The organism is Flavobacterium amnicola (genome assembly GCF_004122165.1).
Lineage (GTDB): Bacteria > Bacteroidota > Bacteroidia > Flavobacteriales > Flavobacteriaceae > Flavobacterium > Flavobacterium amnicola.
This window is the reverse complement of the sequence record NZ_SBKO01000006.1, coordinates 85,849-107,294: the sequence shown is the minus strand read 5'-3', so window position 1 is coordinate 107,294 and position 21,446 is coordinate 85,849. Positions and strand designations below refer to the sequence as shown.

The 21,446-nt window shown below is 32.9% G+C and carries 21 protein-coding genes; 7 read left to right on the top strand and 14 right to left on the bottom strand.

Translation table 11 applies throughout. From position 1 onward, the window contains the following. Nucleotides 1–38 precede the first annotated feature (38 nt). The 7 genes from EQG63_RS11865 to EQG63_RS11835 form a co-directional block, all read right to left on the bottom strand. Nucleotides 39–1,187, bottom strand: a complete 1,149-nt coding sequence (locus EQG63_RS11865; RefSeq protein WP_164974510.1) for a site-specific integrase — start codon at nt 1,185–1,187, stop codon at nt 39–41. 5 nt (nt 1,188–1,192) lie between these two features. Then, on the bottom strand, nt 1,193–1,753 hold the full coding sequence (locus EQG63_RS11860; RefSeq protein WP_129436589.1) for a helix-turn-helix domain-containing protein: 561 nt from the start codon (nt 1,751–1,753) through the stop codon (nt 1,193–1,195). Between the two features lie 4 nt (nt 1,754–1,757). Further along, nucleotides 1,758–3,500, bottom strand: coding sequence for a hypothetical protein (locus EQG63_RS11855; RefSeq protein ID WP_129436588.1), 1,743 nt, complete (start codon nt 3,498–3,500; stop codon nt 1,758–1,760). Further along, nucleotides 3,500–5,386: a hypothetical protein gene (locus EQG63_RS11850; RefSeq protein ID WP_129436587.1), complete on the bottom strand. Its 1,887-nt coding sequence runs from the start codon at nt 5,384–5,386 to the stop codon at nt 3,500–3,502. Before EQG63_RS11850 ends, EQG63_RS11855 begins: the two co-directional genes overlap by 1 nt. Nucleotides 5,387–5,625: 239 nt before the next feature. Beyond that, complete coding sequence (gene mnmE / locus EQG63_RS11845; protein WP_129436586.1) at nt 5,626–7,059, bottom strand: tRNA uridine-5-carboxymethylaminomethyl(34) synthesis GTPase MnmE; 1,434 nt, start codon at nt 7,057–7,059, stop codon at nt 5,626–5,628. 110 nt (nt 7,060–7,169) lie between these two features. Continuing rightward, complete coding sequence (locus tag EQG63_RS11840) at nt 7,170–7,934, bottom strand: TIGR02757 family protein (protein WP_129436585.1); 765 nt, start codon at nt 7,932–7,934, stop codon at nt 7,170–7,172. Then, nucleotides 7,931–8,647: an ABC transporter ATP-binding protein gene (locus EQG63_RS11835; protein WP_129436584.1), complete on the bottom strand. Its 717-nt coding sequence runs from the start codon at nt 8,645–8,647 to the stop codon at nt 7,931–7,933. The genes EQG63_RS11840 and EQG63_RS11835 overlap by 4 nt, the downstream gene beginning before the upstream one ends. Nucleotides 8,648–8,831: 184 nt before the next feature. Here EQG63_RS11835 and msrA point away from each other — a divergent pair, with 184 nt between their 5' ends. Beyond that, complete coding sequence (gene msrA, locus EQG63_RS11830) at nt 8,832–9,395, top strand: peptide-methionine (S)-S-oxide reductase MsrA (RefSeq protein ID WP_394343571.1); 564 nt, start codon at nt 8,832–8,834, stop codon at nt 9,393–9,395. A 52-nt stretch (nt 9,396–9,447) separates the two neighbouring features. Beyond that, nucleotides 9,448–9,765, top strand: a complete 318-nt coding sequence (locus EQG63_RS11825) for a hypothetical protein (RefSeq protein ID WP_129436582.1) — start codon at nt 9,448–9,450, stop codon at nt 9,763–9,765. Between the two features lie 29 nt (nt 9,766–9,794). Here EQG63_RS11825 and EQG63_RS11820 read toward each other — a convergent pair whose 3' ends face one another. The 6 genes from EQG63_RS11820 to EQG63_RS11795 all read right to left on the bottom strand — a co-directional run bounded on the left by EQG63_RS11820 (nt 9,795) and on the right by EQG63_RS11795 (nt 14,577). After that, entirely contained in the window at nt 9,795–10,100 is a 306-nt protein-coding gene (locus EQG63_RS11820) for a DUF6787 family protein (protein ID WP_129436581.1), read from the bottom strand. A gap of 26 nt (nt 10,101–10,126) precedes the next feature. Beyond that, a complete protein-coding gene (locus EQG63_RS11815; RefSeq protein WP_129436580.1) occupies nt 10,127–10,564 on the bottom strand; it encodes a DUF6146 family protein in 438 nt (145 codons plus the stop codon). 44 nt (nt 10,565–10,608) lie between these two features. Continuing rightward, a complete protein-coding gene (locus tag EQG63_RS11810) occupies nt 10,609–11,250 on the bottom strand; it encodes a DUF937 domain-containing protein (RefSeq protein WP_129436579.1) in 642 nt (213 codons plus the stop codon). A 50-nt stretch (nt 11,251–11,300) separates the two neighbouring features. Beyond that, entirely contained in the window at nt 11,301–12,260 is a 960-nt protein-coding gene (locus EQG63_RS11805; RefSeq protein ID WP_129436578.1) for a D-2-hydroxyacid dehydrogenase, read from the bottom strand. A 50-nt stretch (nt 12,261–12,310) separates the two neighbouring features. Next, nucleotides 12,311–13,381, bottom strand: coding sequence for a 3-phosphoserine/phosphohydroxythreonine transaminase (serC, locus tag EQG63_RS11800; RefSeq protein WP_129436624.1), 1,071 nt, complete (start codon nt 13,379–13,381; stop codon nt 12,311–12,313). A gap of 134 nt (nt 13,382–13,515) precedes the next feature. Then, a complete protein-coding gene (locus EQG63_RS11795; RefSeq protein WP_129436577.1) occupies nt 13,516–14,577 on the bottom strand; it encodes an acyl-CoA reductase in 1,062 nt (353 codons plus the stop codon). Nucleotides 14,578–14,714: 137 nt separating this feature from the next. Between EQG63_RS11795 and EQG63_RS11790 the strand changes: the two genes are divergently transcribed. The 5 genes from EQG63_RS11790 to EQG63_RS11770 all read left to right on the top strand — a co-directional run bounded on the left by EQG63_RS11790 (nt 14,715) and on the right by EQG63_RS11770 (nt 18,957). Beyond that, on the top strand, nt 14,715–15,065 hold the full coding sequence (locus tag EQG63_RS11790; protein WP_129436623.1) for a 4Fe-4S dicluster domain-containing protein: 351 nt from the start codon (nt 14,715–14,717) through the stop codon (nt 15,063–15,065). 109 nt (nt 15,066–15,174) lie between these two features. Further along, complete coding sequence (locus EQG63_RS11785; protein WP_164974509.1) at nt 15,175–16,344, top strand: hypothetical protein; 1,170 nt, start codon at nt 15,175–15,177, stop codon at nt 16,342–16,344. Between the two features lie 134 nt (nt 16,345–16,478). Further along, on the top strand, nt 16,479–17,573 hold the full coding sequence (gene ychF, locus EQG63_RS11780; RefSeq protein WP_129436576.1) for a redox-regulated ATPase YchF: 1,095 nt from the start codon (nt 16,479–16,481) through the stop codon (nt 17,571–17,573). A gap of 92 nt (nt 17,574–17,665) precedes the next feature. Beyond that, entirely contained in the window at nt 17,666–18,349 is a 684-nt protein-coding gene (locus tag EQG63_RS11775; protein WP_206733269.1) for a TIGR02117 family protein, read from the top strand. Between the two features lie 77 nt (nt 18,350–18,426). Next, nucleotides 18,427–18,957, top strand: coding sequence for an NADPH-dependent FMN reductase (locus tag EQG63_RS11770; RefSeq protein ID WP_129436575.1), 531 nt, complete (start codon nt 18,427–18,429; stop codon nt 18,955–18,957). Nucleotides 18,958–19,008: 51 nt separating this feature from the next. Here EQG63_RS11770 and EQG63_RS11765 read toward each other — a convergent pair whose 3' ends face one another. Further along, a complete protein-coding gene (locus EQG63_RS11765; protein WP_129436574.1) occupies nt 19,009–21,402 on the bottom strand; it encodes a TonB-dependent receptor plug domain-containing protein in 2,394 nt (797 codons plus the stop codon). Nucleotides 21,403–21,446: the final 44 nt, after the last annotated feature.

Sequence of the window (21,446 nt, the reverse complement as noted above, 5' to 3'; positions counted from 1 at the left end):
AATGAGGTTGTGGTACAAGTGTTATATCTTTCCATAAATTATAAATCAAGGTCTATTTTGTGTGCTGCTTCAAGTTTTGCATTGTCAATGAGATTTGTATAAACTTGTGTTGCTTTTAATCCACGGTGACCGAGCATGCCAGAAACCGTGTAGATATTTGTGTTTTTGGATAGTTGTAGAGTAGCATAGGTATGTCTAAAACAATGGAAAGTAATGTGCTTTGATATTCCAGCACTTTTAATCCAATTTGGCAGAGTTCTGTCAATATCCCATTTTTTTAAGCCATCAAAAATTTTGACATCGTCATTTTTTCGTTCACCTAATAAATGAAATGTTGATTCTATGATTGGAATTGTCTCTTGGTTTTTTGTCTTTTTTTGTTTGAAACGAATAATATAATGATTGTTTTTTATCTTTTCTATTTCTGACCATTGTAGTTTTTCAATGTCTGAATATCTTAATCCTGTGAGTATTGAAAATAAACTCGCTCTTTTTACTAAATCATTGTTACAGTCTGTTTTTGCAAGTTTTTTTGCCTCTTCAAGGGTTAAGAAATCTCGTCTTGTTTCTTGTTCTTTTATGCTGCCGACAGCAGAATTTATATCAGTTCTTAATTTTCCCTCTTTATAGGCATTCTTTAAAGTTGCTTTAATTTTATTGAAATAAGAAAGTGCAGTATTCGTTGAAATTTGATCAATGCTTTTTCGCTTACTTTTTGCTTTAAGTAAATAATGTTTATAATCGTTAATTAAAGAAATTGTGACCTCAGAAAATTTTAAATTTTCTCGTTGTAAAAAATCTGTAAAATGTTCAATTGCAATGTTCCAAATGTCATAATTTTTACCTGTCCTTTTTTCAGCTTCTTTTTTGAAATAACCTACAAAGCTTTGTTCTCCGATTTCGTTAATTTTTAATAACTGTTTTTCAAATTCTGAATAAATGTTTTCCTTGCTTAATTCATTTTGACGTTTATTTTTTATGCTTTCAGCAATTGATATAATTTCATCATTTTGCTGTTTTTCAATTGGATTACGAGTTTTAGTTAAAATATACATTTTTAAAAATTCTCGTCTTGTTTCATTGCCAGTTTGAGGATTAATAATAGGAGGGTAGAAGTCTAAATATAAAGACTGTCTGCCATTTGAGATGGCTTTTTTTCGTAATGTTACCTTTATTTTTTTTATCATTTTACTTAAAATATGATGTCAATATCTCTTTTCGCTATGTAGGTGTATTTCCCTTTTGAAAACTTGTTAATGTTTTTGCGTTTAATCAAGTTATACAAAGCACCATTTGAAATGTTAAATTTTTCTACTATTTCAGATATTGTATAACAATCTATTATTTCAGGATTTTTTATTGGCTCTAAGAGATTTGTTTTTGATTGTTGAGGTTTTGGTTGTTCAAACAATAAATCAATGTCAGACCGCTTTACAATTGTTTTTCTTTCAGTAAACTTATGTGCATTTAATTTATTTTCATTAATCATTCTGTAAAGCGTGCGAGTTGAGAATCCTAATAGTAATGAAACTTCTTTTACAGTTAAAAATTCTTTTTCTTTTAAATCAACGATTGTCTTGTTTTTAATTTTAAATGTTTCTGCATTACTCTCTTCAATCTTTAGAACTTTTAATCGTTGCTTATATGCTCTACTTGCACATTTATGTGAGCAGTGCTTTGTTGTAGTTTTTTTTGCTATAAACTCATTATTGCAGTATTGGCAAATACGTAGTACCTCAATATTAGAACTCATAATGTTAATCTGTTTTAATCATTACTCTCCACTTATCTGGAAAATAAGGAGTCATATAATAATAATGTGCTAAACTTTTGAGAAATGGATAACCTGCATTGTCAGTTCTATAAGAATAACTAAACTCTTCTTTTCTTTTTTTTATTTTTTCCTTGAATTTGTTAAAGTCCAAGACTGTATCTGAAATTAAATCCTCTTTTAAGCTCAAATCAGATTGATATCCATCATAAATTGATTTTGAAAATAATTGTTCTTCTAAGTCATTTTCTAAATCAGAAATTAATTCTTTTGAAGTTGAATTAATTCCATGATGTGGTACAAAAACACCTAAATCAATATTCTTTTTTAGAATAAATTCACTTATTTCATAGTAAGCGTTTTCTAAATCTAAAATTGCTATATATTCTAATAAAACTGATAAAAGGGGAGATGTTGAATCAGAATAATAAACTGGTTTTGTGCCATTTATAGTAAATCTTATAACATTCTCAATGCTGTTGTTTGCATCAGGTAAAATATCATAATTTTCTTTTCGTAACTTTAAATACCCAAGAATGTTTAATAGATACTGTTTTGCACTTTCAGTTTTGTCAAAATCAATTAATATATTTAAAATATTGATAATAGTTATTGAGTGGATGTCGATTAGAGGTCTTGCAGAAACACTATTAGCATTAATAAATTTTAGCAACCATTCAATATAAAGTTTTGAGTCAAATTCTGGATTGTATTTTTCAGTATTTATTACAAAACAGAAATAATACAAATATTCAAATGTCCTTGTGGTGTAACCAATTTGTTCATATCTACCAGCCTTTTCTGAATGTAAGCCATCTTTAATTTCTGCAATTAACATGGTGCGACTAAAATAATTCCCCAATACTTCATAAAAATAGAAGAAGAATATTTCATTGAAATATTTTGTAACATTATTATCATTTTCTAATTTATTTTTTAAAATCCAATGCCAAAATTTAATTACTAAATGAGTTGTATACCGTTTTGCTATTTCTAAGTTATTGTATTCCTTTGACTCTGTATAGATTATAAATGCTATTAATTTTAAAGATTCAAAAATTAGTCTCCATGCTCGAGGCATTTCATTTTTATAATGTTTCCATTCTTCTTTGCTAAGTAAGATATTAAGTAAATCAATATAGTCTTTAGAGACTCCATCCGAGACATTGAGATTAACCAAAACTCGATTAAAAAGTTTTGTAGATGTTTGATCAGTTAATAAGTATGCTCCAAATAGGTGTTCTGAGAATAATTTGGTTAATTCAGAAATACCCCATCTTTCAAATTTTAAGTTATCATTTTTTGGAAATAGTTTTGTAATGAAATTATCAAAAGTTTCTTTTACATTAGCTTTAATCTCACCATTGTGTACCAAAACTATTTTTAATGGTAAGTTCTCAAACCCTTCATAAGTAGAACTAAATTCTCTGTCTTTAGCTTCAATAATTGATTCCCTAATGCCGTCATCTTTTTTATAGGTTTGAGTGGTTATGTGTCTATCTGCACCACCCTTTATTTCGAAATAGAATCGTCTTTTAACTCCATCTTCAAAGTCAGTACCCACTGCAACAATATCTTTGCCATATTGTGGGAAGCCCTTATATTCTTTCGGTTTACTAAGTATTATGAATCCTTTCGATTCAAGTAGAATCGGAAAAATTGAATCTAATTCTTCATTTTCTGTTAATGATTCTAAGTAATCCCTAATAACAATTGGTTTTATATCCATTAGAATAAGCTTTTAGGATTGTTTAAGTTGTGTTCAAATTGGTCAGGATTTTTATAAGCTCTGCCGTCTAATACTGTTGAATGTTCAATTTTTGCCAATTGTCTAATGTCATCATCTCCATCAGTTTTCCATGAATTGCCCCGGACTATTATATGTGATTTTCCAAAAAACTCTAAAAAAGTGCCCTTACCTTCTTTTATTTTATTCATCATAATTGCATGATTTTCGTGTTCTAATCTATAATACAAATCCATGTGTTGTCTTTCGTTTTCCCATGGATTAAGGTCGTTTATTGAACTTTTTAGTTCTTTTATTTTTTGATAATGTTCTAAAGTTTGTTTAATGGGTTTAATAAAATCAATATCTTTTTGTGTTACGCCAATGTTTTTTTCTATTAGATTAAAAAGATATTCGTGATATGCATCATAAATCAAGGTTGATAATTTATTTTGTAAATACTGAACTACTTTAGAAGATTTTGACTTTCTAAGAGGTAAAATTATACTGATGAGATTGTCGATTGAATGTGGAAAATCTGTTAAAGCTTCCAAAGCTCTTAATTGTTGTTCTGATTTCTTAATTTTCAATAAGTTAACATGACATGTAAAGCGAGAATTTAGTATAAGCTTAATTGCTCCAGTTCTTAAAAGTTTATTTTGATTAGTTAGGCATTCTAAAATGTGATTTTCAGTTGACTCTTTGAAATCATTCCAAAAATGTATGAAATCATCTTCAAATAGTTCAATATTTGTTCTTATTCCTAAATTTTTATAAGCATATGAGAATAAATCAAAAAAATATTTAGGATCCTTATAAGTGTGAAAATATCGCTTAATGTAGTTGGGATTTTTTCCAGTATCTAATGCAAAAAGTAAAAAGTTATAACGTTCAATTTCATAGTTTTTGATAGAGTGAGAAAAGGTGTGGATAATTCTCCAACGCAGATTATCATTGTCAATAGTAAATAACTCATTAAATTTTTTAAAGCAATATTTAGTGATTTCCTCGGTTATCAATTCATTTTCTAATAGGTTTTCATAAAAACATTCTAATTCAAAAATTGATTGCTCATTTGTTTTGTCAATTTTTTCAATAATACTAATTGCATCATTTATTTCTTGGATAGTTTTAAGTTGCGCTCTACCGAAAAAGAAAATAGATAACATTTCATTATCTATAAAAAGATTTTTAGCTTTTTCATATGCAGTATTGTCGCCATTGTTATGTAGGCCAACCAATAAATTAGCTGTTAAAACACCAATTTGATTCAGACCGTTTGCTTTGCCAAATTCAAAAAGTTCATGTGCCAAAGCTGGATTAGTAAATCCTAAATTTCTGCAAAAATTATTAATTAGAGGCTCATAATTTTTTTTAGGATACTTTTTCTTAATGATATCAAATATTGTCTCGATGTTAATTTTTAGATAAGGGAGTGCCTTAAAGAACAAATCTTCAAACGAATACAACTCCTTAACTCTTTTAGATTCTTTATTTTTTAAGTTATCAAGGAAAACTACTAAATCTACATTATGCTCATTATGGAGGTTGGCTAATAAATGAACTTTAAGAGAGTTTTTTAATTGAATTAAACCAGCCCATGTAATATTGGTTTCAGGTCTTTTGACATCTTCTTCAAAATCATCGATAAATTTTAAAGTACTAATAATATCATTAGGTAATTCTCTTTTTAGGCGTTCTTGTGCAATTTCAGTTAAAATAGAATTTACAATAGGATTTGTGAAATTTATGTTATAAGTATCCAGGCTGTCATTCCAAATTATAGTTTTTGAATTTATTAGTTCTTGACTTGGAGATAAATTACTCCCTAATTCAATATTCTTACTGTTTATACATTGCTTTAGTATTTTTAATAATTCTTTTTTCATACTATTTAAGAGTAATTAATGTATTTAGATATACTTAAGTGTAATTAAGCGCCATTATTTAACCAAAAAAATATTTTGAGGTACAAAATATTCATCGAGGTACAAGCAAGGTACAAAAATATACAAAATAAATAAATAATATTGCAAACTTTATTTGTGTTTAATTAAAAATAAAACCCTAATAAATAGGGCTTTAATGTGTGTTTTTATATGTTTTGTACTTTGGTGTTTTGAATGTGCTATTTACCGATACAGAAATTCGCAAAAATATTGCCTAATAGCTCATCATTACTTACTTGACCAGTAATTTCTCCAAAATAATACAAGGCTTGTTTGATATCGATAGCCATTAAGTCGGACGGCAAGTTGGTTTGCATACCATATTTTACTTTTTGGATTTCTTCCAAGGCTTTTAATAGCGAATCGTAATGTCTAGTATTTGTAACAATGGTTTCGTTATTGCGTAAAGCTCCAGTATTCACAAACGAAAGTAATTGGTTTTTTAAATCATCAATACCTTCCTTGTTTTTTGCTGAAATAAAATTAGTAAACAGTTTACTGTTAACAGTTGACAGTTCTGCTTGAAATATGTCTATTCGATTATTTATTATTGTTAAAGCATCTGTTGAGATTAAATCTTTTTTGTTAACTACAATAATTAATGCTTTTTGAGGATATTGGTTTTGTATTTTTCCAATTTCGTTGATAAAAGTATCCAGTTGAGTGTTAGAGGTTAACTGTAAACCGTTAACTAAATACAAAACCACCTGCGCTTGCTCAATTTTTTCAAAGGTCTTCTGAATACCAATGCTTTCCACCAGATCTTTCGTTTCGCGAATTCCGGCAGTATCTATAAATCGGAAGCCAATACCATCAATCACCAATTCGTCTTCAATAGTATCTCGAGTCGTTCCAGCAATATCAGAAACAATGGCGCGTTCTTCATTCAGTAATGCATTCAATAATGTCGATTTTCCAACGTTGGGTTCGCCCACAATCGCTACTGGAATTCCATTTTTGATAACATTACCCACCGCAAATGAATCGATTAATCGTTTTAAGACGAATTCAATTCGGTTCAATAAATCGTTAAACTGACTTCTATCGGCAAATTCAACATCTTCTTCTGCAAAATCCAATTCCAATTCTATCAGCGAAGCAAAGTTTAAAAGCTCTTCACGTAGCTTGGCAATTTCATTGCTAAAACCACCTCGCATTTGATTCATGGCAATTTGGTGTGCCGCTTCGTTATCCGATGAAATTAAATCGGCTACAGCTTCCGCTTGCGATAAATCCATTTTTCCATTCAAGAAGGAACGTAGGGTAAACTCTCCAGCTTGTGCCATTCGACAACCTTTTCGAAGCAATAATTGAATGATTTGTTGTTGGATAAAAGTCGAACCGTGGCATGAAATTTCGATGGTGTTTTCTCCAGTATAGGAATTACTTCCTTTAAAAATGGAAAGTAATACTTGGTCTAAAATCTTATTTCCATCTACAATATGTCCCAAATGTAGCGTGTGCGATTTCTGCTTGGTAATGTCTTTCTGATGGATCGATTGAAATACTTCCGATGCAATGGAAATGGCTTCTTGTCCTGAAATTCTAATTACGGCAATGGCTCCTGCTCCTGAAGGAGTAGCTAACGCAACAATGGTATCGTGATGGTTCATTTATTTAGTGACAGAGTTACTGAGTCGCAAAGTTACAAAGTTTTTTAATCTTAGAACTGAATATCAAAAAGTCTAACGGTCTAAGAATCTAATTTTCTAAGTAGTCTAAACTAAAATTTCTCAAAAACCCCTAATCCAAACAATGCAAAATCATATTTTACAGGATCATTCGGGTCTAGTTTTCTCAAATTAAAGTCTAATTCCGCTAGTGCTTTGGCATCATTTTGTTTTCGACTGAGTAGTTCGAGTTTGCGTGCTACATTGCCCGAATGCACGTCAAGCGGACAAGATAGCGCGGAAGGCGGAATGCTTTTCCAAATCCCCAAATCAACTCCTTTGTTGTCCTGTCTGCAAAACCAACGAAGCATCATGTGCAGTCGCTTAGCAGCAGAACCATTCATAGGATCGGAAATGTGTTTCTGGGTTCTATTTTGGTGTGGAATTTCAAAAAAAACATGCTTAAATTCAGAAATGGCTTTTTGGGTTGAATTGTTTTCCACGGCGTTGGAAAAAACGGTTTCCATACCATTATGATGGCTGTAAATGTTTTGCAATCCTTTGATGAAAGTGGTAAAATCCTGACTGTTGAAGGTACGGTGTATAAACGAATCAAATCGTTCTAAATCGGTTTCCGTATGCGACATCACAAAATCATAGGGAGTATTACCCATGAGTTGCATCATCTTCTGGGCATTATTGATAATCATCTTACGATTACCCCAGGCTATGGTAGCTGCCAAAAAACCTGCTATTTCAATATCTTCTTTAATAGAAAATTGATGTGGAATTTGAATAGGATCGCTCTCAATAAAATTTGGCGTGTTATATAATTCGACTTTCTCGTCTAGAAATTCTTTTAACTCTGAAAAAATCATTCTACAGGTTCAGCAATCACCATTATATTATTAATGTCCTTGATGTTTCCATCTACAATTGTAATTTTTCTATCGGCCATGTTGGCTAATTCTTCGTTATGGGTTACGATTACAAAGGTTTGATTGAGCTCGTCTCGAAGTTGAAAAAACAACTGGTGTAGGTTTTCTGCTGATAGTGTATCTAAATTTCCTGAAGGTTCATCGGCAAAAATTACTTTAGGTTTGTTAATCATGGCTCTTGCCACGGCTACACGCTGCTGCTCTCCACCAGAAAGTTCCCCTGGCTTGTGATGTAATCGGTGGTCTAAACCAAGATAGGTCAGTAATCGAATGGCTTCGGTTTCTACTTCTTTTTTTGGTCTGTTGGCTATAAAACCTGGAATGCAGACGTTTTCTAATGCTGTAAATTCAGGTAAAAGTTGATGAAATTGAAAAATGAAACCTAAATTCAAGTTTCTGAATCTTGACAATTCCTTATCATTCATTTTTAATACATCTTGTCCATTTATTTCAAGAGATGAGGTTAAATCGACTCCTTTTCTATTCTTAAAACTGGGTTTGTCTAAGGTTCCTAAAATTTGCAGTAGCGTTGTTTTTCCAGCGCCAGAAGCGCCCACAATTGAAACAATTTCGCCTTCTTTTATTTCTAAATTGACACGTTTTAAAACTTTTAGCTGACCAAAATATTTATGAATATTTACTGCATTTATCATTTGAGAAGTATTTACACAAATAAACAAAGAATTTCATTCAACATCAAATAAAGTTTTGTTAAGAACCAATTTGTTTCAGGGCTATTTATTTAAATTTGAGAAAAAAGAAATGAAAAAAGGAATCGTATTATTGCTGTCATTGTTGTCGATAAGTTGCGAATCGAAATCAAAAAATATGGAAAAAATGGAGCCGACTGCTATGAATGTTACCAAAGGAAAAGAAACTGCCATTTTTGCGGGAGGTTGTTTTTGGTGTACCGAAGCAGTATTTTTAGAATTAAGAGGTGTAGAAAACGTTTTGCCTGGTTATATTGGAGGAAAAACCCAAAATCCTACCTATGAGGAAGTGTGTTCAGGATATTCAGGTCACGCCGAAGCGATTAAGATTGTTTTTGACCCTTCAAAGATTAGTTATGGGGAACTTTTAGAAGTGTTTTTTGCGACTCACGACCCTACTACAATTAATAGACAAGGCGCCGATGTAGGTTCGCAATACCGAAGTGAAATTTTTACGACCAACGATACTCAAAAAGAAATTGCAACCGCTTATATCGAATTGTTGAACAAAGAAAATACGTTTGGAAAAAAGATAGTGACAAAAATATCACCCGCCCCCACTTTTTATGTAGCGGAAGATTATCATAAAAACTATTACAATCAAAATAAAGACAAGTCGTATTGTTCGTATGTGATTACACCCAAAATCGATAAAGTTCGTAAAATATTTAAGGATAAATTAAAGCACTAGATTTTGGCATTAGTTTTGTATAGTAGTTATCAATAATTTTAATGTAACAAAAATGACAAAAGACATTCAAGTTGAAGTACAACCGCAGACTAAAAAACAAGCGACGACTTCAAAGTTGATTTTAGGGTTATTGTTTGATTTTATTGGGATACTATCGTACATTATCCCAGGAATTGCTGAAACTGTTGATGTAATTTGGGCGCCAATTTCTGGAGTGTTATTAGTTGCAATGTACAAAGGAACAATTGGTAAAGTGGCCGGGGTAATTGGAACCTTAGAAGAATTAATACCGTTTACAGACTTTATTCCAACTTTTACTTTAACATGGCTGTATGAATATTTTCAAGACAAGAAAAATAACGCAGTATAATTCTTAAATCCCGAGTATTCGGGATTTTTTTATGATTTAAATATAAATCCTAAACCTATAGATTTTAGCATTCGCTTTCCAAAATTGAAAAAAAACTGCGATTGTCCAAACAAATATCCAAATGCCATCAGCATAAAAGGATATAATGGAAGCACTAAAACTAAGAGGATGGTATAATAAAAAAACCAATGAAGGTTTTCTTTCGAAAGTCCCAATAAACCCATTAAATACGCTGATATTTTAGCAGAAAGCGAACCGTTTATTGCAAATACAATAAAAATAACGGCAAGCTGAAAATTGGAAGTAATTCCCCAGCGTTCTTTTAGTTTATTCATTCTAGGACATTTTTTTACAAATATAACTAACGAGGTGGAACTCTACCAAATAATTGTTGGTTATACGTGTTCTGAAAGTAAATCATATAATTGTAAATCAAATAATTTACTTCGTATCCATAGCGAATACCAGCTTCATAATTAATTTGCATTTCATATAAGTTACGATCGTATCGTTGTGGTTGTAATACTCTATTGTTCCATTCTTGCACATATCGAATGTTTCTGGTTTCAAGATAATTCAAAGAGTAAAAATTTCGCGGAAAAGCTCTACTATTCAGCCAAGAAGCAAACCCAGCATCAATAATAGTGACGTCATATTCGATGTCTTTATTCGCAATTTTTATGGTATCGCCTTTTACAACTTTGGAATTGGCTATTTTATTTGCTGAGTCGTCAAATGATTTGGTTGTACAAGATGTAATACCTGCCAATAGGAATATAAACAAAAATAGCGTTCTCATTTTGAATGGTATTAAAAAACCCCGCGATAGCGGGATTTGTATTTTTATTTTCCAAAAAGTTTTCCAAGTAATCCGCCTAAACCTCCTTTTTTAGTGGCTGCACTAACAGCATCACCCAAACCAAGTTGCCCGTCTCCATCCTGATCTAAAACAGACGTTAAAATAGAACCACCCATCGTAGGCGTTTCTTGCTGTTGTGTTTGACCACCACCAAGTAATCCTCCTAATAGGCCACCTAAGTCAGTTCCGTTTTGAACGTTGTTTGATTTGGCTTGATTGGCTAAATAGGCCATCAAAATTGGGGCTGCCAATTTTAAAATCATCCCGATTTTATCGGAACTTACTCCTGTGTTTTGACTTAATCCTGCTTCAATATTGGCTTGGTTTCCACCCAGAACGTGGCCTAAAATTTTACCACCATCTTCCGTATCAATGCCACCACCACTTAATAATCCACCAAGATTGTCTAACAATCCACCGTCGTGTTTTCCACCAAGTAGCGCTCCTAGTAATCCACCCGCTCCTTGTTCCGATTGTGTATTATTTTGCATTGCGTTGATTAATGTGGGTAATGCCGAAGCTAATACTGAAGAAGTTTCGCCTTCTGAAGTGCCAGCTTGGTTGCCAATTCCGCTAATGATTTGTTTTCCTAAATCACTGTTTATTAAATCTAAGATACCTGCCATTTTTTAGTTTTTTTTATTGATTAATCGAATTTTAAATGTACGAAATTATTCTAAATTTCATGCTTTAATAAGGTGATAATCTGTTCTGCAAGTTCTGTGCCAATTCTGTCTTGAGCTTCCACAGTAGCCGCTCCAATATGGGGCGTCATACTAATATTAGAATGCATAAGCAATTGAACCGCAGGTGTAGGCTCGTCCATAAATACATCCAAACCAGCAAAGGCTACTTTTTTAGAATCTAAGGCTTCCACTAAATCCACTTCATTAATAATTCCTCCACGCGAGCAGTTGATAATTCCAACCCCATCTTTCATACTGTCAAATTCAGCTTTTGCTATCAAATAACCTTTCTGCGAAGGAACATGAAGTGTTATAAAATCGGAATGTTTCATTAATTCGGCAATAGGTTCGGTGGCAATTTCTAAATCTATGAATTGATCGTTATAAAATTCGACACGAATCAAGGCTTTTCCCACAAAACTATCGGAAGCAATAACTTTCATTCCCAATCCCAACGCCATTTTAGCTACGGCTTGTCCAATACGTCCAAAACCAATAATACCGATGGTTTTCCCACGAAGTTCGATTCCGTTAGCATACGCTTTCTTTAAACCATCAAAATTGGTGTCGCCTTCCAACGGCATGTTTCTATTAGAATCGTATAAAAAACGGACTCCCGAAAACAAGTGGGCAAATACCAATTCTGCCACCGAATTTGAGGAGGAAGCAGGTGTGTTTATGACTTGAATATCTTTAGAAATGGCATAGTCAACATCGATATTGTCCATTCCAACGCCACCGCGTCCAATGATTTTAAGTGTCGGGCAGGCATCAATAATGTCTTTTCGGACTTTAGTGGCACTTCTGACTAATAATACGGCTACTTTATGAGTATTAATATAATTGGCTACTTGTTCTTGAGCTACTTTGGTAGTAATTACTTCAAATCCGGCATTTTCTAAAAGCGCAATTCCACTTTTTGAAATCCCGTCGTTTGCTAAAATTTTCATTGTTATGTCATTACGAGGAACGAAGTAATCTCATCCTCTTTATTTATAGTTTATATTTTATTTTCTAAGTCTTTCATTACGTCTACTAAAACCTGAACGCTCTCAAGCGGTAAAGCGTTATACATCGAGGCGCGGTATCCGCCAACCGATCGATGACCGGTTAATCCAGAAATTCCTGCTGCTTTCCATAGTTTGTCGAAGGTTTCAGTATGCGATTCGTTATTTAAAACGAAAGTAGCATTCATATTGCTTCTGTCTTCTTTAGCAGCTGTCCCACTAAATAATGGATTGCGATCAATTTCGGTGTACAGTAAATTGGCTTTGGCCTCGTTTATTTTTTCGATAGCAGGGATACCTCCTAATTTTTTTAACCACTGTAAGGTTAATAGTGAAGCATATATTGGAAAAACGGGAGGAGTATTGTACATACTTTCTTTGTCAATGTGTTGTTGGTAATCTAACATTGATGGGATATAACGATTGGTTTTTCCTAAGATTTCTTCTTTTACTACTACAAGTGTAGTACCAGCAGGTCCCATGTTTTTTTGAGCGCCGGCGTAAATCAAATCGAATTTTGAAAAGTCTAAACTTCTTGAAAAAATATCCGAACTCATATCACAGACAACTGGGATATTAGTTTGTGGAAATGATTTCATTTGGGTGCCGAAAATGGTATTATTACTCGTGCAATGAAAATAATTCGCATCGGCAGGAATGGTGTAGTTTTTCGGAATGTGATTGTAGTTTTCTGGTTTTGAAGAAGCGACAATGATGGTTTCACCAAAATGTTTGGCTTCTTTAATAGCGCCACTCGCCCAAGTACCTGTGTCGAGATAAGCGGCTTTTCCGTTTGCTGCCATTAAGTTGTAGGGAACCATTAGGAATTCTAAACTGGCGCCACCATGTAGAAATAACGCTTGATAACCTTTTCCTTCTAATCCTAACAGTTCTAAAACTAAAGCACGTGCTTCTTCCATTACGGCAACGAATTCTTTGCTTCGGTGTGAAATTTCGAGTAGGGATAAATCTATTCCGTCGAAATTTAAAATAGCTTGTGCAGATTTCTCGAATACTTCTTGTGGAAGTATACAAGGACCGGCACTGTAATTGTGTTTTTTCATTGTATAGTTGTGTGTGTGTTTTATTCTTCCTGAATTAACTTGTGCTTCCAAGTTAAAATGAGGTTGATGAATGTGCTCCGATTTTTCTTTTTGCTGATGAATTAGCTGTGAAATTTTTGAAGTATTCATGGTGTTTATTTTAAATCAATTAGAAATTGAAGGGTATCGACATTGTCGGCATAATCCCAAAGTTTTGGTTTCTGCGTTTGTCCGAATGGGATGCTGTTTGGAATTAGATTATTAGAAACAACACACTGAATCATCTCAGCGTCGTCATTTAATCGGTTTTCAATTGCTTTTATATCTTCATACGGTTCATAAAATACGGAAGAAATAGGAGAGGCGTAGCTCGAATCTTCTTTTAATGTTAGAAATTCATTGTCTAACAATTTGAACAAACTCATTAGAAAAACGGCTTTGTTGTAATCATAATTATTAGCGTATTTTTCATAATGAATGATATCACCATATTTGTAAATCGCTTCAAAGAAATTTTTAAAATCATATCCTTTCGGTACAAACAATTTAGAAACATTGCGACAACCCAGTCCAAAATATCTAAAAATATCTTCCCCTAAGTTTTCCAAATCTTCTTTGGTTTCTTTTCCGTTTAAAACCGCTACCGAATTTCGGCTTTTGCGAATAATACTCGGTTTGTCTTTGAAGTAAAATTCAAAATAACGAGCGGTATTGTTACTTCCGGTTGCGATTACCGCATCGAAATTTTCCAATTTACCTTCGGTAAAAGTGATGAAATTTTCCAATTCTGGTTCAATCGCCATCAGATATTCCGCTAGAAAGGGGAGTAATTTTTGATCATTTGATGAGGTTTTTACCACGGCATGATGTCCGGAAATCAAAACAGAAAGAAAATCATGAAAACCTACCAACGGAATATTTCCCGCTAAAATTAATCCGATTCTTTTCGGTTCATTGGTCGTAAACGAATAGGCGGACAACCAGTTTTTTAAGTTGTCATCCGTTAATGCTTCTGCCCAAGATTGTATTGAAAAATAAACTTGTTCGGGTGTAAACCAACCATTGTGTGATTGTGATAATTCAATCAGTGAAACAAAGCGGTCAAAAAAAGTATCATTGTGTTTTACGCTAGGGTTTTTTAGGTTTTCGGATAAAGAAAACTGATTTAAAAACTTCCCAAGTTCAATAAAAGCATTAATTTTACTTAATTGTGACATTTGTGATTTGCTTATATGTGGTTTACAATGTAATTTTGCACAAAGATAGAAATAAGTGTAATAGGCAAAAGGTAAAAGTAAACGGAATTTTAAGTAACTTTTAAACTTTTATGCTTTTAAACTCCAAACTTAGAAGAATGGCAATTATAATAACAGACGAATGTATCAACTGCGGGGCTTGTGAACCGGAGTGTCCAAATACAGCAATATATGAAGGAGCCGATGACTGGCGCTGGAAAGATGGAACAAAATTATCAGGAAAATTAATTTTACCTGATGGAACTGAAGTAGATGCCGATGCGGCACAGACTCCTATTTCGGATGATCTTTATTATATTGTTCCAGGAAAATGTACCGAATGTAAAGGTTTTCATGAAGAACCACAATGTGCGGCTGTATGTCCAGTAGATTGTTGTGTGCCTGATGATAATCACGTAGAAAGTGAAGAAACACTTTTAAATAGACAGTCGTTTTTACATAATGAATAAGTGATTAAAATATATTTTGAAAAGGCTTCTAGCAGTGTAGAAGCCTTTTTTATGTCAAATAGTAAAGCTTTTTGCTAAAGTTTTTTTAAATTTGAGGAAAAAGTAGGACATGATTAAAAAAATTTCATTGTTTTTTTTATTAATTACCAATTTTCTATTTGCTCAAAATATAGAATTTAATGTGATTGTTAAAGATGTTTTGACTGGTTTGCCAATTGAAGAAGTTACCATAAAAGCATTAAATACCAATCAAGGGTTTTTAACGAATAAAGCCGGTGAAGCGGTTATTCATTTGACTCAAGAATCGCCACTTAAATTTGAACATTTTGCCTATAAATCCTACATTGTTAAGTTTTCTGAATTGGACAAAAAAGTAAACGAAGTCTATTTGGAAAGTAACGTGAAACAATTAGCAGAAGTAATTGTAACCAAAGACCATCCACAAGAAATACTGCAAAAATTAGTCGATAATTCACTTCAAAAAATCACTATTCCTATCAATCTTAAAGTGTATTTACGTGAGTTTTATAAGAAGAATGATCAAATTGTTTTTTTTAACGATGGGTTAATCAATTTTCAAGTTTTTGGAAATTCCAAAAATATTAAAAACGATATTCTAGTTGAACAAAATAGAAGTGTTGGGATTTTAGATGAAGACATCACAGAAGAACTTTTGGGTTACGATTTGAATAATATCATCGAAAATTATTACCAGTTTAAGTATTTGGGTGAAATTCTGACTTCCAAGGCGAAGAAAAATTATGATTTTCAGGTGGTTACCTATCCCAATAATGAAAATTATTACATGATAAAAGTAAGTCCGTTGTTGGAAGCCAATGGGATTTTATCCGATTTTGCGATTGTTTATGATAATACCAAAATGATTATCATGGAAATCAATTCAATGGTCGCAGCAAATCGATTGGAAGAATTAAGGCAATCCTTTTTGAGTAGCAATAAAATTTTTAAATTAGAATTCAGAAATACGTTTCAATTGGATAATGATGTCTATTATTTAGCCAACACGAAAGAAGTGATTGGTTTTGAGAAAAAACACAAAAAGAAAAGTCGTCGAATTGAAGTTAAAAACCATATGGTAATCACCAATTTTGATAAAAAAATATTCGATTACACCGATAAGAATGTGTTTAAAGGAAAATCGTTAATCAATAAAAAAACACAATTTTTCAATAATTATTGGGATATGGAATCTGGGTTTTTATCCACCAAAGAAGAAAAAGAAATCATAGACCAGCTTTCTTCTATCGAAAATCCATAATTTAATTCCATCGAATTCTTACATTTTATTACTTCCTGTTTTATCGTTTGAAACTTAATAAGTTTTGAAGTATATTTGCACACTTTTAAAATAAACTTGAGCAAGCTTCTCGCTAGCTCACAATGACAATAAAAATGAAAGCAGGAATTGTAGGATTACCAAACGTAGGAAAATCGACATTATTTAATTGTTTATCAAACGCAAAAGCGCAAAGTGCCAACTTTCCTTTTTGTACTATCGAACCTAATATTGGTGTGGTAAATGTACCGGATCCTAGAATTAACCGTTTGGAAGAATTGGTAAAACCAGAGCGTGTTCAAATGGCTACTGTAGATATTGTGGATATTGCAGGATTGGTTAAAGGAGCGAGTAAAGGCGAAGGTTTAGGAAATCAATTCCTTGGAAATATTAGAGAATGTAATGCTATTATTCACGTGTTGCGTTGTTTTGATAACGATAATATTGTACACGTGGATGGTAATGTAAATCCAATTCGTGATAAAGAAACGATCGATATTGAATTGCAATTAAAAGATTTAGAAACGGTTGACAAACGTCTTGAAAAAGTGAATCGTGCTGCTAAAACAGGAAATAAAGAAGCGCAAATTGAAAAAGCATTGTTAGACCGCATTCGCGAAGCTTTAATGCAAGCAAAATCTGCTCGTACAGTTGTGCCTCAAAATAATGATGAAGAAGAATTAATGGAAGATTTTCAATTAATTACGACTAAGCCTGTATTGTATGTTTGTAATGTAGACGAAGCTTCGGCTGTTAATGGAAACAAATATGTAGATCAAGTTCGTGAAATGGTAAAAGACGAGCAAGCAGAAGTAATTATTCTTTCGGTTGGTGCTGAGGCTGATATTACCGAATTGGAAAGCTATGAAGAGCGTCAAGTGTTTTTGGAAGACATGGGATTAACTGAACCAGGATCGGCGGTGTTAATTCGTGCGGCATATAAATTATTAAAATTACAGACGTATTTCACCGCTGGTGTGAAAGAAGTGCGTGCTTGGACTATTAATATTGGAGATACAGCGCCAAAAGCAGCAGGTGTAATTCATACTGATTTCGAAAAAGGATTTATTCGTGCAGAAGTAATTGCTTTTGATGATTATTCAACTTTAGGATCGGAAGCTAAAGCCAAAGAAGCTGGAAAATTAAGAGTAGAAGGAAAAGAATACATCGTAAAAGATGGAGATGTAATGCATTTTAGATTTAATGTGTAATTAATCTTTTGAAACATATAAAGTTGAGCGAAATCCTTGGGTTTCGCTTTTTTTTGGCTCGTTTTTTGATTTTGTTTTTATAAATTATTCTTATGGAAATCAAAAAAATGTTACGCTTCTTTTTAAAATTAATTTTAGGATTTGTAAGCTTCTTGTTGGTGTACATTTTAGGTGCCTTTTTATTGCCTAAAATTCCGGTTAACGCCGATGTAAAACAAGAGGGTAAAACCATTCCTATTTATATACTTTCCAACGGAGTACATACAGACATTGTACTTCCTGTGAAAAATCATCTCTTTGATTGGACGAAAAATATAAAGTATGAAAATACCATTGCCAAAGATTCTACAGCACAATTAATTGCCTTTGGTTGGGGAGACAAAGGGTTTTATTTGGAAACACCAACTTGGGCTGACTTGAAATTCTCTACTGCCTTAAAAGCCGCTACAGGACTTAGTGCATCAGCTATTCATGCTACATTTTATAAAAGCTTGAAAGAAAATGATCGTTGTAAAAAGATATTTGTTTCTGAATCGGAATACCAAAAGTTAGTGAGTTTTATCAATAATTCCTTTCAATTGGATTCAGATAATTTTATGAAAATAGAAACCAATGCTGTGTATGGAAAACATGATGCTTTCTATGAGGCTAAAGGGAAGTATAGTGTATTTCACACTTGTAATACTTGGACTAATAATTCCTTAAAAGCTGCAAATCAGAGAGCAGCTTTCTGGACTCCAACCGATACGGGTATCTTTTATCATTATAAAAAATAAATCAGAAGAGGGTTGTTTTTAATGAAATAAATTGTTTCACTTTTTTTATTACTTTTAAAAAAACTAAAATTATACCTATGAAAATCATCGCCTTTGCCGGAAGTAATAGTAAAAACTCTATCAATAAGAAATTAGCGACTCATGTTGCTCATTTATTTGAAAACGCTACTGTAGAAGTATTGGATTTAAACGATTTTGCCTTGCCAGTTTTTGGGGTCGATTTGGAAGCGGAAATGGGACCACCGCAATTAGCGAAGGATTTTCTAGACAAACTTGCCTCGGCCGACATTATTGTGATGTCATTGGCAGAAAACAACGGAAGTTATTCGACCGCTTTTAAAAATATTTTCGATTGGTCTTCCCGTCAATATAAAGATGTTTTTCAGCAAAAACCAATGTTGTTAATGGCCACTTCACCAGGAGGTAGAGGTGGAGCGAGTGTATTGGAATTAGCGAATGGAAATTTACCTCGATTCGGAGCCAATATTAAAGCTATTTTTTCCTTGCCAAGCTTTAATGAAAACTTTGATGTTGCTCAAGGAAAAATTTCCAATCCCGAGTTAGCACATCAGATTCAAGAATTGGTACGAAATTTTAGCTGGTCTTAATCCATAAAAAAAAACCGCTCAAAAGAGCGGTTTTTTTATAAATAGGTTTTTTTAGAATTTTACACCTAAGCGTGCAAATCCAAACATACCATTTGATCCCATTTGAACCGAATCAAAATTTCCTCCCGTTTCTGTTTCAGTATCTTGAATGTCAGGATACACATTTAGGAAGTTGTTGGCTCCAATAGTCAAGTTAAAGTTCTTTGTAAATTGATAGTTGAAAGCGATGTCTGATACAATTTTAGCACCATAATGATCGACAGTGTCTAACCAGTCAATTAATTCTACTTCTCCGAATCTTGTGAAACGTAAATTAGTATTGAATTTTTTATTGTAGTTGTAGTTTATAGAAGCTCCAAATTTACTCTCTGGTGCAGAAGCCAATAAGAAATACATTTCTCGTTTTCCAAACAGCGTTTCTGAGTCTAAGTTGCCTGCATTAACTTTTCCAATTGTCATTTTGTTGATGTTTCCGATAAATGATAAACCAACAGCATGATTGTTTATTTTTTTATCATAGGCCAATACAAAATCAGTACCTACAGTTTGTGTATTTAATGCATTTATAAAAAATTGTACTTTATCTACATTCATACCAGAAATACCGCTTCCATCAAATTGTCCTGATAATACAATTCTGTCTTGAATATCTACAAAATAACCATCTATAGTGGCTGTAAATCCGCCTTTTTTCAAGGTATATCCTAAACTTGCATTAAAAGCTGTTTCTTCTTTTAATTTATTAATACCAAAAGCTTTAGCAATCTCACTATCGTTGGCCGCTAATAATGTTTCAGTACCCACACCGCCCACAAAATCAGTAAATTTCAAATTGTAAAAACTTTGAACTAACGAAGGAGCTCTAAAGCCAGTACTCATTGAGTAACGTATTGACGAAGCAGGAGATACTTTAATTCTTTGAGCAATTTTTGCATTAAAAGTACTTCCAAAATCATTGTAATTTTCGTAACGTGCCGCAAATGCTAAATTGATATTGTCATCATAATCTAATTCGGTATCTACATAAGCAGCGAAATTAGAACGGTTTTTATTTACAACATTGTCTGGGCTATAGCCTGGGAAACCTTGTGAACCTCCAGGTCTTGGGTCTCCTGAAATTGGATCAAAAACATAATCTGCAGGATTAGTTGCTTCAGTTACTACATTTCCATTCACGTCATACAATGCATAAGAACCAACTTCTCCAGCAAAAATTTTGAAATTTTCAACTCTGTATTCCGCTCCAAAAGCAACGTTTAATCCTTTTTTAATATTTTCAAAATTTCTAGTAAAATGTGCTCCAGTAGTATTTTGATAGATACTGTGTCCTCCAGCATCAAAAGCTCTTGGTGAAGCTATTTGCAAGGAAGCGTTAAGTGTATTGTGAATATCGTACTCAAAACGGTTGGCTCCAAACGTATTGTTTAAGTCCAATTCCCATTTGCCGAACTTAGTTTTAAAACCAGCTGAACCTGAATAATCCATAATTTGAGTTCCAATGATTGGATTAAAACCACCAGGGTAAATTTCAGGAATATTTCTCGGACTATCAGGAGTTCTTGTAAATGCATAGGCATCAGAATCTCTTAAACTAGCACCTCCAAAAACGTAAATTTTCGAGTCAGTACCTGTTCCAAATTCACTGTTTACAAATAAACTTCCGTTTTTAGCTTCCGCATCCCCGAATTGTTCTCTGTAAATATCATATTTGTTTGGGTTGGCTGGACGATTGGTATGGTCTTTTTGCGCAATATCAAGCGTTGCATTGATAAAACTTTTATCACCAACTTTAAAACCATAATTTCCGTTTACTTGTATAGTGTTTCCATCAATTCCGCTAGATTTGATATCATCCTTATAGGCTGAATCGGCAGAATAAGCACCATAAGAAACCGTCCCGTTGAATTCTCCTACATTGTCTTTCAAAACAATATTGATAACTCCAGCAATCGCATCCGAACCGTATTGTGCAGAAGCACCGTCACGTAAAATCTCAATACGTTTAATAGCGGCAGCAGGAATTGCATTCATGTCGGTGCCTGTATTTCCGCGACCTCTAGAGCCAAAAAGATTAACCAAAGAAGATTGGTGGCGTCTTTTTCCGTTAATTAATACCAAAGTTTGGTCAGGCCCCAATCCTCTTAAAGTTGCTGGATCAATGTGGTCAGCCCCATCAGAACCAGATTGTTTACTCGCATTAAATGACGGTGCTAAATATTGTAATAATGAAGTGATTTCAATTTGACCTGTTTTTGTTACAACATCTTGAACGTTAATGATATCAACGGCAACTGGAGAATCAACCACAGTCCTTTTTGTATTTCTAGAACCTACAGCTTGTACTGTTACTTCTTCTAATTCCTTACTTTGCTCTGTTTCAGTATCCTGTGCATAACCATAGGATAGGGAAAATAACATAATAGGTAAAATAAATTGTTTTTTCATAGTCTGTTAATTAGTTTGTTTGAGCTAAAATAATAAAAAAAAGT